Genomic DNA, 13,845 nt, shown 5'->3' with positions numbered 1-13,845 from the left:
GGGCCCGGGATCAGCGCGCGGCGGCGGCCGCGCGGGCGGCGCCCAGCAGGCGGTCCCGGCTGCTGACGGCGCCTGCGCCGGCCGGCGAGCCGGCGGTCACCAGCAGCTCGGCGTGGCCGCGTACGGTGCCGGCGCGGAACAGGTCCATGGTCTTCAGGGCCCGGCCGGTGGCCTGGGTGAGGCGCTCCACGAGCATCACCAGCAGCAGCGAGTCGCCGCCGGCCTCGAAGAAGCTCACGTCGTCGCCTACCGAGTCGAGCTTGAGGACCTCCAGCCAGAGCGAACGTACGAGCTCCAGCCGGGCGGCCGGGTCGTCCAGGTCTACGGTCGGGTTCACGGCTACGGTCACGGGTTCCTCCAGGGAGTGGGCGATGACTGCGGCGTTGCGCCGCATGGCGTCGAGAAGTCGGCTGATGTCGGCGGAGTCGAACAGCGCCCGGGTGTAGTCCACGGACAGCTGCAGCCGCCGGCCCCGCGGGGTCTCGTCCACGCGGACGAACAGGGCGAGGTCGTACTTCATGTGGAGGCGGTCGAGCGGCTGGAGCCGGCCCACCGCCCCGTCGCCGAGGACGAGGTCGCGCGGCGACTCGTTGAGGTTCACGAGCACCGCCGACAGCGGCGGCCAGATGACCGCCCGCTCGGGCTTCAGCTCGGCGGTCACGGCGTCCAGCGGGATGTCGGCGTCGATGAACGCCTCCAGGGCGCCGAGCCGGGCGCCGCCGAGGAGTTCACCCCAGCTGGTGCGGTCCCCGTCGAGGGTGACCCGGAGCATGGTGGTGTTCATGAACATCCCGACCACGTCGGCGATCGCCGGGTCGTCCCGGCCGGGCCAGCCGAAGGCGATGACGAAGTCGCGCTGGTCGCCGATCTGGGCCAGGGTTCCGGTGAGCAGGGCGACCCCGAGGGCGAACGGGGTGCAGCCCGCCCCGGCGGCGGCGTCGAGCAGCGCGCCGGTCAGCTCCTCGTCCAGGTCGATCGCCAGCGTCCCGCCGTCGAGGTCGGGTTCGGCGTCGGCCGGTACGGGGCGGCGGAACGGGAAGTCGACCTCCAGCGGCGCACCGGCGAGGCGCTCGACCACGTCCGGCAGCCGCTCGGCCAGCTCCTCGGGTCCGGGCCCGACGGTGACCTCGCCGGGGTGCGGCGGCACCGGCAGGGCGGGGTCGACGCCCTCGGCCTCGGCGCGGTAGATCTGCTCGATCTCCCGCAGGATCAGCGAGTGGGACCAGCCGTCGCAGACGATGTGGTGCACCGTCAGCACCAGCCGCACGTCCTGCGGGCCGAGGACGATCAGCTCCGCCCGGGCCGGGGCCTCGGCGGACAGGTCGAACGGCGCGTAGCACAGGACGTCGACGAGCTCGGGCAGCTCGGCCTCCGTCCAGCCCTCCGCGGCGGCGTCGATCACGCCGACCCGGGCGGGCTCCAGGTCGGTGCGGAACTCGACGCGTTTGCGCTCCGGGTCGAGCCGGAAGCGCGAGCGCAGCGCCGGGTGCCGGTCGAGGACCTGCTGGACGGCCCGGGCCAGCCGCTGGACGTCGACCGGGCCGGTGAAGCGGACGACGGTCGGGATCAGGGTGGTGCGGCGCAGCTGCTCCACCCGGTCCAGGACCCACAGGCCCTTCTGCGCCGGGTTGGCCGGGTACCAGCGGTCGTCCGCGGTCTCGGTCGTGCTCATCCCGGGCTCACTTCCGCCGACGGGCCGTGATCGGCACGTACTTGTAGCCGGAGGCGAAGTTCGAGACGAGCCGCTCGGGCGTGCCGGCCGGTCGGAAGTCCCGGTAGCCGGCGAGCAGTTCCTCGAAGAGGATCGAGACGGTGACCCGGGCGACGCTGTGGCCCACGCAGTAGTGCGGGCCGATGCCGAAGGCCAGGTGCTTGTTGGGCTTGCGGCGGATGTCGAAGGTGTGCGGGTCGGCGAACACCTCCTCGTCGCGGTTGGCGGCGCCGAGCCAGACCACCACGGCCTCGCCGGCCTTGATCTCGGTGTCCCGTACGACGGTGTCCCGGGTCGCGTAGCGCAGCACGTGGTTGACGGGCGACGCCCAGCGCAGCGCCTCCTCGTAGGCGGTGGCGTGCACCTCCGGGTGAGCCGCCCAGTCGGCGAGCACGTCGCTCTCGGCGAACTCGGCCATGACGAAGGTCGGCGCGTGCGGGGTGGTGACGTTGGCGCCGAGCAGCAGGCTGTAGCAGTTGGAGACGACCTCGGCCGCCGACATCTGCCGGCCTTCGAAGGTGGTCGAGATCAGGGTGCTCAGCAGGTCGTCGCCGAGGTTCTCCCGGCGGTGCCGGGTGAGGTCCTGGAAGTAGCCGAAGAGCTCGCGGTGCGCCTCCGTCAGCGTCGCCTCCTTGCCGTCCGGCCCCTGGAAGTCGGGGTCGTCGGCGGCGATGCAGATGGTGGTGAGGCGGGTGAGCCAGGGCCAGTCCTGCTCGGGCAGGGCCATCATGGCGCCGGTCACCGACATCGGCAGTCCGAGCATGGCCGCGCCGAAGTCGAAGACGCCGCCGTCACCGAGGGGTTCGAGCAGCTCGCGCACGATCGGGGTGATCATGCTGCGCTGCCGACCGACGGCCTTGCTGGCGAGGGCCTTCTTCAGACGCGCCTGGCGCGGGGTGTGTCGGGGCGGGTCGGTGACGGCGAGCTGCTGGCCGCCGGCCGGGTCGTCCGTGCCGAGGATGTCCAGCAGGGTGCCTCGTTCGGAGGTGAAGGTGGCGGCATCCCGCAGGACCAGGTCGGAGTCGGCGTACTTGACCACCGACCAGAAGCCTCGCTCCGCGTCGACCTGGTGCCACCCGAGCGTCTTCTCGGCGCGCATGCGCTGCCAGATCCGCCAGGCGTCCCCGTCGCTGTAGAGCCTGGGGTCGACCAGGTCCGCTGCCGCGCCGCCGGTGACCGGGCACCGGGATACGGGCGCATCGTGGGTAATGATGGCCGGATTCCTTTCCGGGAGATCAAATATGAACTCATGTCCATCTCGCGGCCCGCAGTCAAACATGGACTCCAGTTCATGTCAATGGGATCCTCGACGGACCGGCGGACGCCCCGGTTCACCGCCCCGCCCCAGCTGATGGACCGTCAGAGCTGTTGCGGGAAACGGGGGGTCGTGTACCGTCGGGATCCCCCCAACCCCTTTCCACCGCGCCGGCACGCACCCCGGCGCGGCCTCCGCCATGACCGAAAGAGGAGCCGGATCATGCACTACCGCACCCTGGGCGGCAGCGGCATCGAGGTCAGCACGTACTGCCTCGGCACGATGAACTTCGGGTTCGTCGGCAACCCCGACCACGAGGACTGCGCCCGGATCGTCCACACCGCGCTGGACCGCGGGATCAACTTCGTCGACACCGCGGACATGTACTCGGCCGGCGAGTCCGAGACCGTCGTCGGCAAGGCCCTGCGGGGCCGGCGCGACGAGGTCGTGCTGGCCACCAAGTTCCACTTCCAGATGGGCGAGGGCCGCAACCGCAGCGGCAACTCGCGCCGCTGGATCGTGCAGGCCGTCGAGGAGAGCCTGCGGCGACTGCGGACCGACTGGATCGACCTCTACCAGGTCCACCGCCCGGACCGCTCGACCGACCTGGAGGAGACCCTCGCCGCCCTGAGCGACCTGGTCAGGGCCGGGAAGATCCGCACCTACGGCCTGTCCACCTACCCGGCCGAGGACCTCGTCGAGGCGCACCACCTCGCCGAGCGCCGCGGCCTGCTGCGCCCGCGCACCGAGCAGCCGCCCTACTCGCTGCTGGCCCGTGGCGCCGAGGCCGCGGTACTGCCGACCTGCCAGCGGCTCGGCATGGGCGTGCTGACCTGGAGCCCGCTCGCCTTCGGCTTCCTCTCCGGCACCTACCGGCAGGGCCGCCCGGTGGACCTCACCCAGGGCCGCGCCGCCGTCGTGCCGAGCCGCTTCGACCCGAGCATCCCGGGCAACGTCCGCAAGCTGGAGGCCGTCGAGCGCTTCACCGAACTGGCGGACGAGCTGGGCTGCACCCTGCCCGAGCTGAGCATGGCCTTCGTGACGGCGCACCCCGGCGTGACCTCGGCGATCATCGGCCCGCGCACCATGGAGCAGCTGGAGGCGACGATCAAGGGCGCCTCGCTGCTGCTCGACGACGCCGCGATGGACCGGATCGACGAGATCGTCCCGCCCGGCGTCAACCTGTACGACCCGAACGCCTCCTGGCCGCCGCCGGCCATCGCCGAGGCAGCCCTGCGCCGTCGTCCGCTCGCCGGGCGCAGCGCCGCGCCGTCCGCCGTACCGACCCATTGACATGAACTTGAGTCCATGTTTGCCTGATGGAGAACAAATGGACTGAAGTTCAAGTTCTACGTACTGTCAGCTGGAGGCTGCCATGTCCCACCCTCACCAGCCGCAGGAGCGACCCGAGGTCCCGCGCGGCGAGATGGCCCGACTGGAGAGCTACGAGCACAGGACGGTTCCGACCGGCGGATCCACCGGCGGCGGGCACGCGCCCGACGGGATCGGCAGCAGCGGCGACGCCCCGTACCTGCGCGGTCTCTAGCCCAACATCCCTTCACGAGGAGGAACAGCACGTGGCCTATGTGATCGCGCAGCCCTGCGTGGACGTCAAGGACAAGGCGTGCATCGAGGAATGCCCCGTCGACTGCATCTACGAGGGCGCCCGCTCGATGTACATCCACCCCGACGAGTGCGTGGACTGCGGCGCCTGCGAGCCCGTCTGCCCGGTTGAGGCGATCTTCTACGACGACGACCTCCCGGACGAGTGGGAGGACTACCGGAAGTCGAACACCGGCTTCTTCGACGAACTCGGCTCGCCCGGCGGCGCCTCCAAGCTCGGCACCCTGGAGCACGACCACGAGTTCATCGGCGGACTGCCGCCGCAGAACCGGACACACTGACCGACCGACGGCCCGGAGCGGAGACGGACCATGGATGCGCACGACGAAGTGCCGACCCCGGCCGCGACGCGACGAGACCGCAACCGGCAGCGGGTCAAGGAGCGGGTCTACGCCTCGGCGATGACCCTGATCAGCCAGAAGGGCTACGCGGGCGCCTCCGTGGAGGAGATCGCGGAGCACGCCGACGTGGCGCGCGGCACCTTCTTCAACCACTTCCCGCGCAAGGAGGCCCTGATCAACGCCTGGGCCGAGGCGCGACGGGAGAGGCTGATGGAACGGCTCGAACAGGCGGGGCTGGAACAGCGGCGGCCCGGGCAGGGGCCGGCGGACCGGCCCGGCTCGGCCGAGGGCCTGCGGCAGTGCCTCGCCGTCCTCGGCGCCCTCAACGAGGAGGAGCCCGAGCTCAGCCGGGCGATGCTCACCGCCTGGGTGCGCACCGGACGGCCGTTGGAGGAGGAGCCCTACCTGGGTGCGATCCTCGCGGAGCTGGTCGAGACCGGCCGCGCCCGGGGGGAGATCGCCACCGGGCTCAGCTCGGAGCAGGTCGGCGAGGCGCTGCGCGACCTCTACCTGGGCGCGCTCTACCGGTGGACCCGGCGGGCGGCCCGGGGGGAGGATCCGGGCCGGCTCACCGGCGAGCTGGTGTCCGTGCTGGACCTGGTCCTGCACGGCCTGGCCGCGCGGGAGCGCCCCGCCGGCACGGGACACTCACCGAACTGAGGCGGACCGGGACCGACCGAACCCGGCCGAACCCGACAGCCGGGAACCACCCCGCCCGTGAAAGGCCGCCCGGGACGACGGAACACCGTCGTCCCGGGCGGCCTTTCCTGCTTTTCCGGCACCCTTCGGCACCGTCCGGGCAAGCGGCCCGATCACCCCGACAAGTGCCGAAATCCCCGCCCCTCGGGGCACTTCCGCCGACACCACCCCGGTCTTTCGTTGGACTCAAAGTCCAACGGTAGAACCCTAGGAACAAACTTGAGTCCCGGTGTAAGTTTGGATCCCGCTAGCCCCAGAGCCGCGCACGGTCATGCACGCCATAGGTCTACGTCTACCGAGATTGGGCCATCCATGGAGCACGCACACCAGCACCCCCGTCCCGAAGTCGCCGTCGTGGGCATGGGGTGTCGGTTCCCAGGCGCGGACGGACCGCAACGGTTCTGGGAGAACCTGATCGCCCAGCAGGACTCGATCACCGCGGTGCCCGCGGAACGGTTCGACATCACGGCCGACTACGACCCCACCCCCGGCGTCCCCGGCCGGACCGCCTCCCGGCACGGCGGCTTCGTCACCGACCCGTTCTCCTTCGACTACGGGTTCTTCAACATCTCCCCCGCCGAGGCCCGGGCCATCGACCCCCAGCAGCGCCTGCTGCTGCACGCCACCTGGGAGGCCTTCGAGGACGCCGGCATCCGCCCGTCCACCCTGGCCGGCACCCACGCCGGTGTGTTCATCGGCCAGGCCACCGCCGAGTACTCGGAGGCCACCCGCTCCACCACCGGCCCGAACGTCCGCGACGTGGCCGGCAGCCGGCTGCGCGCCGTCACCGCCGGGCGGCTCTCCTTCGCCTTCGACCTCTTCGGACCCAGCGTGGTGCTCGACACCGCCTGCTCCTCCTCCCTGGTCGCGGTGCACCAGGCCCGGCAGAGCCTGCTCGCCGGGGAGTGCGACCTCGCCCTCGCCGGCGGCGTCAACTTCGTCCTCTCCCCCCACGACGCCATCGCCTACTCCCAGGGCAGCATGCTGTCGCCCGGCGGCCGCTGCCGCTTCGGCGACGCCCGGGCCGACGGCTTCGTCCGCAGCGACGGCGTCGGCGTCATCGTGCTCAAACGGCTCGCGGACGCCGAACGGGACGGCGACCGCATCCTGGCCACCCTGCTCGGCAGCGCCGTCACCAACGACGGCCGGGGCAGCGGACTCCTGCTGCAGCCCGCGATCAGCGGCCAGGTCGACATGCTGCGTACCGCCTGCCGCTCGGCCGGCGTCTCCCCGCAGGACCTCGACTACGTGGAGGCCCACGGCACCGGCACCTCGGTCGGCGACGCGGTCGAACTCCAGGCACTCGCCACCGCCACCGCCCGCCCGCTCCGGCGCCCGCTGCTGACCGGCTCGGTGAAGACCAACATCGGCCACGCCGAGTCCGCGGCCGGCATAGCCGGGCTGATCAAGGCCGTCCTGATCGCCCGACACGGCGTCATCCCCGCCTCCCTGCACTGCGCGGAGCCGAACCCGGTGATCGAGCGCGAGGAGCTCGGCGTCACCGTCGTCACCCGCAACACCCCGCTGCCCCGGACCGCCGACCGGGCGCTGCTCGGCGTCAGCTCCTTCGGCATCTCGGGTACCAACGCCCATGTGGTGATCGGCGAGTACGTCCCCGCCCCGGCCGAACCCGCCGCCCCGGCCGCCGAACCGCCGAGCCGCGGCACCGTCGAACAGCTGCTGGTGCTCAGCGCCCGCTCGGCCCGCTCGCTGAACCGGCTGGCCGAGGCCTACGCGACCCACCTGACGGACGGCCCCGGCCGCGAGCTCCCGCTCGCCGAACTCTGCGCGGCCGCCGCCCTGCGCCGGGACGCCCACCCCTACCGGCTGTGGGTCCGCGGCGACAGCCACGAGGTGGTCGCCGAGCGCCTGCGGGCGCTGGCCGCCGGGAAGTCCGTCCCCGAGGGCGGCACCGCCGAGGCGGGCTTCGGCGAACCCCGCCGGCTGGCCTTCGTCTTCCCCGGCCAGGGCGCCCAGTGGCCCGGCATGGGCCGCCGGCTGCTGGAGACCTCCCCGGCCTTCCGGGAGAAGCTGCTGGAGTGCGACGCCGCGATCGGCCTGGAGCTCGGCTGGTCGGTGGTCGACCTGCTCACCCACGTCGAGGAGTTCCCCACCGACATGGACAAGGTCCAGCCCTCGCTGTGGGCGGTCGGCGTCGCCCTGGACGCCGCCCTGCGCGAGGCCGGCCTGAGCCCGGACGTCTGCGTGGGCCACAGCATGGGCGAGGTCGCCGCCGCCCAGAGCGCCGGGGCGCTCGGGCTGCGCGACGCCGCCGCGGTGATCTGCCGCCGCAGCCGGCTGATGCGCCGGCTCGCCGGGCGTGGCGCCATGCTCGCGGTGGAGCTCTCCGCCGAGGGCGCCGAGGAACTCCTCGCCTCCGACCGGGAGTTCGCCGCGGTGTGCGTCGCGGCGCAGAACTCCCCGTCGTCCACCGTGCTGGCCGGCCCGCCGACCGCGCTGGCCGAGATCGCGAGGCGCCTGGAGGGCGTCGGGGTGCTCTGCCGTCTGGTCAAGGTCGAGGTGGCCTCGCACTCCCCCGACATGGACCTGATCGGGGCGGAGCTGCTCGCCGCCCTGGACGGCCTGGCGCCGCGCCCGGCCCGGACCGCCCTGATGTCCAGCGTGACCGCCGCCCCCACCACCGGCGCGGAACTCGACCCGCGCTACTGGCTGGACAACCTGCGCCGCCCGGTCCGCTTCGTCGAGGCCGTGCAGCACCTGGCCAAGACCGACACCGTGTTCCTGGAGGTCAGCCCGCATCCGGTGCTGACCACGGCGATCGACGAGACGGTCACCGCGGGCGGCGCCGAGCCCGCCGCCGTCCCCACCCTGCGGCGCGGCGGCGACGAGGCGGTCCTGCTGCTGGAGGCGGTGGGCCGGGCGTTCACCCGGGGCGCCGCCGTCGACTGGTCGCGCTGGTACGGCTTCGAGCCCCCGGTGGTGCCCCTGCCCGCCTACCCCTGGGACGCCACCCGGCTGCGCCAGAGCGCCGCGGCGCAGGCCACCGCACCGGCCGCCGTGTCCGCGCCGCCGGTGCGCGAATTCCGGCTGGACGCCTGGGGCCTGCCCGCCGTCGGCGCCGGGGTGGGGGTGAGCGGGGTGGAGCCGGTCTTCCCCTCCGTCTACCTGGAGGCCGCGTTCGCCGCCGCGCGCGAGGCCGCGCCCGGGCAGCACTTCACCCTGGCCGGGGTGCGCCTGGGCGACGCCGCGCTCACCCTCGCCGACGTCCCCACCGCCGTGCTGCTCGTCACCGTGGACGCGCCCGGTCCGGACGGCGCCCGCGCGGTCCGGGTCGAGGCCCGCCGCAACCACGGCGCCGGCCCGGAACTCTGCGCGCTCGGCCGCCTGGAGCCCACCACCGCGTGCGCCGCTCCCGACCGGCGGGAGCTGCTGGAGACCAGCCTGGCCCGCCACCGCGAGTACCTGTCCGCCGACGCCCTGTACGTGGGCGCCGCCGAACGCGGCTTCGAGGTCGGCACGGGACTGCGGACGGTCGAGCACGCCTGGCGGCGCGGCGGACGAGTCGTCGCCCGGGTGCGCCGCGCCGGCGCCTCGACCGCCGTCGGCTACGAGGCGGGGCTGCTGGCCATGCTCGCCGGCTACCCGGCGGGCGCCGGCTACGTGCCCGCCGGCTTCGGCGCCGTCCGCCGCCACGCCGAACTCGCCGACGCGTACTGGACCCTGTGCCGCGTCACGCCCGGCCCGGGCGGCCGACGGGCCCGGGGCGACGTCCTCCTGCTCGCCACCGACGGCTCGGTGCTCGCCGAGTTCCTCGACATCGAGCTGGTCGCCCTCGCCGCGCCGGCGGCCGGCGTCCGCGGCCGGCTGGCCGGGGCCCTGGCCCGGCGGCGCCCCGCCGTACCGGCGGCCCGGTCGCTGGCCCGCCCCCGGCCGGTATCGGTGAACGCCCGTCCGGCCCCGGTGCCGGTGCCGGTGAACGCCGAGCCGGTCCTGGCGGCCGTGGCCGCCGAGCCGGCCCCCGAGCCCGCGCGCGCCGCGACGGACGCGCTGCTCCAGCGGGTGTCCCGGCTGCTCGACCTGCCCGAGGCGGCGATCGACCGCCGCCGCTCGCTGCGCGACCTGGGACTGGACTCGCTGATGGCCGCGCAACTGCGGGCGCAGGTCCGCTCGGACTGCGGGCTGGACCTCACCGCAGGGCGCCTGCTCGGCTCGGAGAGCCTCAACGGTCTTCTGGCGGCCATAGGCTGAAAAGTTCGACAGCTATCAAGGCTCTTGATGGAGGACAACTTCAACTACGAATCATAGTTAAACTGTGGTGCACCAAGTCGGGGAGGAGTGGGCCCTCCCCGACAGCCACCACTGATCGGAGAGCCCGTTGAACTCCACGGGAGCTGAAGCCGCGCCGGAGGCGGCGCCACTCGGGCGCCGCGAGCGCAACAAGCTACGGGTCAGGGAGCGCCTCTACACCGCCGCCCTCACGCTGTTCACCGAACAGGGCTACGACGAGACCTCGATCGACGAGATCGCGGAACGCGCCGACGTCGCGCGCGGCACCTTCTTCAACTACTTCCAGCGCAAGGAGGACCTGCTCGGGACGTGGGGCGAGAAGCGCCGCGACAAGCTGCGCGGCTCCCTCGCCGCGGACGCCCTGGGCGCCGGCGCCACCCGGACCCGGCTGCAGCGCTGCATGCGCGCCCTCGGGAAGATGAACGAGGAGGACCAGAAGGAGACCGGGGCCATGCTGATGGCCTGGGTCCGGGCCGGCCGGCCGCTCCTGGAGGAGCCCTACCTCGCCGAGCTGTTCTCCGAACTGGTCGCCGACGGCGTACGGCGCGGCGAGTTCCGCGAGGGGATCCGCCCCGACCAGGTCGGCAACGCGCTGCGCGACCTCTACCTCGGCACGCTGTACCGCTGGTGCATGAACCCCGGCCGCAAGGGCGCACTCACCAAGGAACTGCTCGCCGTCCTCGACCTGCTGCTGTACGGGGTCTTCGCGGAGCCCGAACCCGGCACCACCCGGGCCTGAGCGGCGCCGCCTCCCCGCACGGGCTGGAGGCGGCGCACCGCTGCGGCTAGGCGCCCGCCGGGCGCAGCCACCCGAAGAAGGCCCTGATGTCGGCGGCCAGCAGGTCCGGCTCCTCCATCGCGGCGAAGTGGCCGCCCCGGTCCAGCTCCGTCCAGCGCACGATGTTGTTGGTCCGCTCCGCGATGTGCCGCAGGACCAGGAAGTTCTCCTCCGGGAACAGCGCCACGGCGGTCGGGGCGGTCGACGGCTCGGCCGGCTGGCCCCAGTAGTCGGCGTGGGTGCGCTCGTAGTAGAGCCGGGCCGAGGACCCGGCCGTCCCGGTGAGCCAGTAGAGCATCACGTTGGTGAGCAGCTGGTCCCGGTCGACGGCGTCCTCAGGGCGCTCCGCGGAGTCCGTCCACTCCTTGAACTTCTCGGCGATCCAGGCCAGTTGACCGACCGGCGAGTCGGTGAGGCCGTACGCGAGGGTCTGCGGCCGGGTGGTCTGGATGTCCGCGTAGCCCTTGCGCTCCCGGTTCCACTCGCGCATCCGCTCCCAGGAGGCCAGCGTCCGCGCCCGCTCCGGCGCGGAGAGCCCGGCGAGCTCCTCCTCGGTGGGCTCGCTCTCCGCCGCACCCCCCGGGATCAGGTTCAGGTGCACCCCGATCACCCGCTCGGGGTGCACCCGGCCGAGCTCCCGCGAGATCGCGGAGCCCCAGTCGCCGCCCTGCACCCCGTACGAGTCGTAGCCCAGCCGTCGCATCAGCTCGGCGAAGGCCGCCGCCACCCGCCGGTACTCCCAGCCGGCCTCCCGGGTCGGACCGGAGAAGCCGAAACCGGGCAGGCTCGGGATCACCAGGTGGAAGGCCGGCGAGGGGCCCGCCCCGTGCGCCCGGGGGTCGGTGAGCGGTCCGATGAGCTCGGCGAACTCGACGATCGAACCGGGCCAGCCGTGCGACAGCAGCAGCGGCACCGCGTCCGGCTCCGGCGAACGGACGTGCAGGAAGTGGATGTTGGCGCCGTCGATCGTCGTGGTGAACTGCGGCCACTGGTTGAGCCGCGCCTCGGCGGCCCGCCAGTCGTACTCGTGCCGCCAGTAGCCGGCCAGCTCCATCAGGTAGCCGCGCGGGATCCCGTAGGCCCAGCCGACCCCCGGCAGCTCGTCCGGCCAGCGCGTTCGGTCGAGGCGCTGGCGCAGGTCCTCCAGGTCGCTCTCCGGAACGGCGATGCGGAACGGGTGGATGCCTTCATCGGGCGGCGTCGTCATATCCGCTGATCGTAGTCGCCCGAACACGGTCAAGATCGCGGAACGACGCCACCCGACCGACCGTCAGCCCTGCTCCTCCAGCCGCGCCGCCACGGCGGCCAGCCGCCCCATGGCACGGGCCACGCCCAGGCCGTCCATGTAGTCCCGGACGTGCACCAGCCGGCCGTCCCGGACCCGCAGCACGAGCAGCCCCGGCAGGCTGAACGGCCTGCCGGTAGCGGCGTCGGTACCGATCACGCACTGCTCGACGGTGAGCACCTCGGGATCGGTGCTCGGGTGGACGGCGACCTCCCGGATCTCCTGCGGCCGCGCGGTGCTCGCACCCCACGCCGCCCGGTACCCGGCCCGCACCTCCTCGCGCCCCCGGTACCGCTCGGGCATCCCCGGGAACAGGAACGGGAACTCGTGCACCCCGTCCTCGGCGTACAGCTCGGCCAGCGCATCGGCGTCGAGGTCGAGCATCGCCCGACGGTAGCGGGCGAGCACCTCCGACGGACCCGCGAACTCCTCCATGACCAGTCCCCCGCCCTCGACAAGCCGGAACGCCAAGAGCCCCGCACCACAAGCGACGTGGCTCCCGACGATCACACGATCACCTCACCCTAGCCACCGGGCGGTTGCCGCGCAGGAAGTCGGCCGGGCGACTTCCTGCGCAGCGACTGAACTACCGGCGGCCCGGGAACGTCAGGACCGCCAAGCCGCCCGCGAGCACCGCGAGGCCGCACCAGGAGACGGCGGGCAGCCGCTCCCCCAGGGCCGCGACGCCGAGGACGGCGGCGACGGCGGGTTCGGCGAGCGTCAGCGTGGTGGCGGTCTGGGCGGAGGTGTGCCGCAGGCCGTGGCCGAACAGGCGGTACGCGAGGAAGGTGGTGATCACCGCGAGGTGCAGCACCACCCCCGTGCCCCGCGCCGAGGCCAGCCACTGCACCGAGCCGCCCAGCAACACCGGCAGCACCAGCAGCGCCGCCCCGCCGAACATCGCGCCCATCATCCCGGCCGACGGGTGCCCGGCCGCGATCAGCCGGCCGCCGATCAGCGAGTACACCGCGTACGACAGCCCGGAGAGCGCCGCCAGCAGCACTCCGACGGGGTTCACCGCCGCGCCGCCACCGGCGAGTTCGGGCCCGAGCACCAGCACCCCGCAGCCCAGCACGGCCAGCGCCGTGGCCCCGGCCCACCGCCCACTGGGCCGTCCCTGCCGGGCGAGCCAGCCGAGCAGCCCGGTGAAGACCGGTGCGCTTCCCAGGGCGATCACGGTGGCCACCGCCACCCCGGTGCGGGTCACCGCCGGGTAGAAGGTGAGCGGGTACCCCGTCACCGCGACGGCCCCCACCGCCAGCAGCCACCGCTCACGCGTGCCGCACCGCCGGGGCAGCGTCCAGGCGGTGCGGTCGGTGACGAACAGCAGCAGCCCGCCGAGCACCAGCGCGGCGGAGCCGATCCCGGTCGCCGGGGCGCCGGCGGGCGCCAGCGAGCTGGCGGTCCCGGTGGTGCCCCACAGCAGGGCGGCGATGAGGATCGGTACGGGCCCGCCGAGGGGACCGGTGCGGCGGACAGCAGGGGTCAGGTCGGTACGGGCAGGCGCAGACAAACGATTCGGCACAGTCGTGAACTTCCGTCGTCGAAGACCGTCAGGGGAACTGGTTTCGAGAACGGGCGCACGCCACAGCCCCACGGCGGCCACACCAGGCCGAACCGGGAGTCTCAGGGATCAAGCCACCGAAGCGCGCGCCCGATCAGGCGCTGAGCGGTGGCAGTACGACGTGCCAGTACGAGTTCACAGGCCCGATGGTACCCAGCCTGTGCAGGAAGTCGACGGGGCCGACTTCCTGCGCCACCAGCGGACCGCACTCAGTCGTGCGGGTTGGCAGGCGAGGGGAGGTCGAGTGCGAGGTGGGCCGCCGGGCGAGGTGCCAGCATGTGAGCTGGCCCTTTTCCCAGCGGCCTCCTCCCGAACCCGTCGTGCGGCGTTAACCGCAACGG

11 protein-coding genes are annotated in these 13,845 nt (G+C 73.3%); 6 read left to right on the top strand and 5 right to left on the bottom strand.

Annotated elements, in window-relative coordinates:
- Positions 1-10: 10 nt before the first annotated feature.
- Entirely contained in the window at positions 11-1,672 is a 1,662-nt protein-coding gene (locus ACIRYZ_RS33195) for a condensation domain-containing protein (RefSeq protein WP_402951580.1), read from the bottom strand.
- Between the two features lie 7 nt (positions 1,673-1,679).
- Entirely contained in the window at positions 1,680-2,810 is a 1,131-nt protein-coding gene (locus ACIRYZ_RS33190) for a cytochrome P450 (RefSeq protein WP_402951577.1), read from the bottom strand.
- 378 nt (positions 2,811-3,188) lie between these two features.
- Between ACIRYZ_RS33190 and ACIRYZ_RS33185 the strand changes: the two genes are divergently transcribed.
- The 6 genes from ACIRYZ_RS33185 to ACIRYZ_RS33160 all read left to right on the top strand — a co-directional run bounded on the left by ACIRYZ_RS33185 (position 3,189) and on the right by ACIRYZ_RS33160 (position 10,616).
- The gene (locus tag ACIRYZ_RS33185) at positions 3,189-4,259 is read left to right on the top strand and encodes an aldo/keto reductase (RefSeq protein ID WP_402951574.1); all 1,071 of its coding nucleotides are present in this window, start codon (positions 3,189-3,191) and stop codon (positions 4,257-4,259) included.
- Positions 4,260-4,341: 82 nt separating this feature from the next.
- On the top strand, positions 4,342-4,512 hold the full coding sequence (locus tag ACIRYZ_RS33180; protein ID WP_393029555.1) for a hypothetical protein: 171 nt from the start codon (positions 4,342-4,344) through the stop codon (positions 4,510-4,512).
- 31 nt (positions 4,513-4,543) lie between these two features.
- Complete coding sequence (gene fdxA, locus ACIRYZ_RS33175) at positions 4,544-4,870, top strand: ferredoxin (RefSeq protein ID WP_402951570.1); 327 nt, start codon at positions 4,544-4,546, stop codon at positions 4,868-4,870.
- A 30-nt stretch (positions 4,871-4,900) separates the two neighbouring features.
- Positions 4,901-5,590 carry a TetR/AcrR family transcriptional regulator gene (locus tag ACIRYZ_RS33170; RefSeq protein ID WP_402951567.1) on the top strand — a complete coding sequence of 230 codons (690 nt, stop codon included), beginning with the start codon at positions 4,901-4,903 and terminating at the stop codon, positions 5,588-5,590.
- A 351-nt stretch (positions 5,591-5,941) separates the two neighbouring features.
- Positions 5,942-9,838, top strand: coding sequence for a type I polyketide synthase (locus ACIRYZ_RS33165; protein WP_402951565.1), 3,897 nt, complete (start codon positions 5,942-5,944; stop codon positions 9,836-9,838).
- Positions 9,839-9,965: 127 nt separating this feature from the next.
- Positions 9,966-10,616, top strand: a complete 651-nt coding sequence (locus ACIRYZ_RS33160) for a TetR/AcrR family transcriptional regulator (RefSeq protein ID WP_402951562.1) — start codon at positions 9,966-9,968, stop codon at positions 10,614-10,616.
- 46 nt (positions 10,617-10,662) lie between these two features.
- Here ACIRYZ_RS33160 and ACIRYZ_RS33155 read toward each other — a convergent pair whose 3' ends face one another.
- The 3 genes from ACIRYZ_RS33155 to ACIRYZ_RS33145 all read right to left on the bottom strand — a co-directional run bounded on the left by ACIRYZ_RS33155 (position 10,663) and on the right by ACIRYZ_RS33145 (position 13,453).
- Positions 10,663-11,862 (bottom strand): epoxide hydrolase family protein, encoded by a 1,200-nt coding sequence (locus ACIRYZ_RS33155; RefSeq protein ID WP_402951559.1) that lies wholly within the window; start codon positions 11,860-11,862, stop codon positions 10,663-10,665.
- A 63-nt stretch (positions 11,863-11,925) separates the two neighbouring features.
- A complete protein-coding gene (locus tag ACIRYZ_RS33150) occupies positions 11,926-12,411 on the bottom strand; it encodes a nuclear transport factor 2 family protein (protein ID WP_402951556.1) in 486 nt (161 codons plus the stop codon).
- Positions 12,412-12,526: 115 nt separating this feature from the next.
- Complete coding sequence (locus ACIRYZ_RS33145) at positions 12,527-13,453, bottom strand: DMT family transporter (RefSeq protein ID WP_402951553.1); 927 nt, start codon at positions 13,451-13,453, stop codon at positions 12,527-12,529.
- Between the last annotated feature and the right edge of the window lie 392 nt (positions 13,454-13,845).

Origin of the sequence: Kitasatospora sp. NPDC101155 (assembly GCF_044768305.1) — a bacterium.
Classification (GTDB): Bacteria; Actinomycetota; Actinomycetes; order Streptomycetales; family Streptomycetaceae; genus Kitasatospora.
Note: the sequence above shows the minus strand (reverse complement) of the source record. Positions and strands in the feature narration are given on the sequence as shown.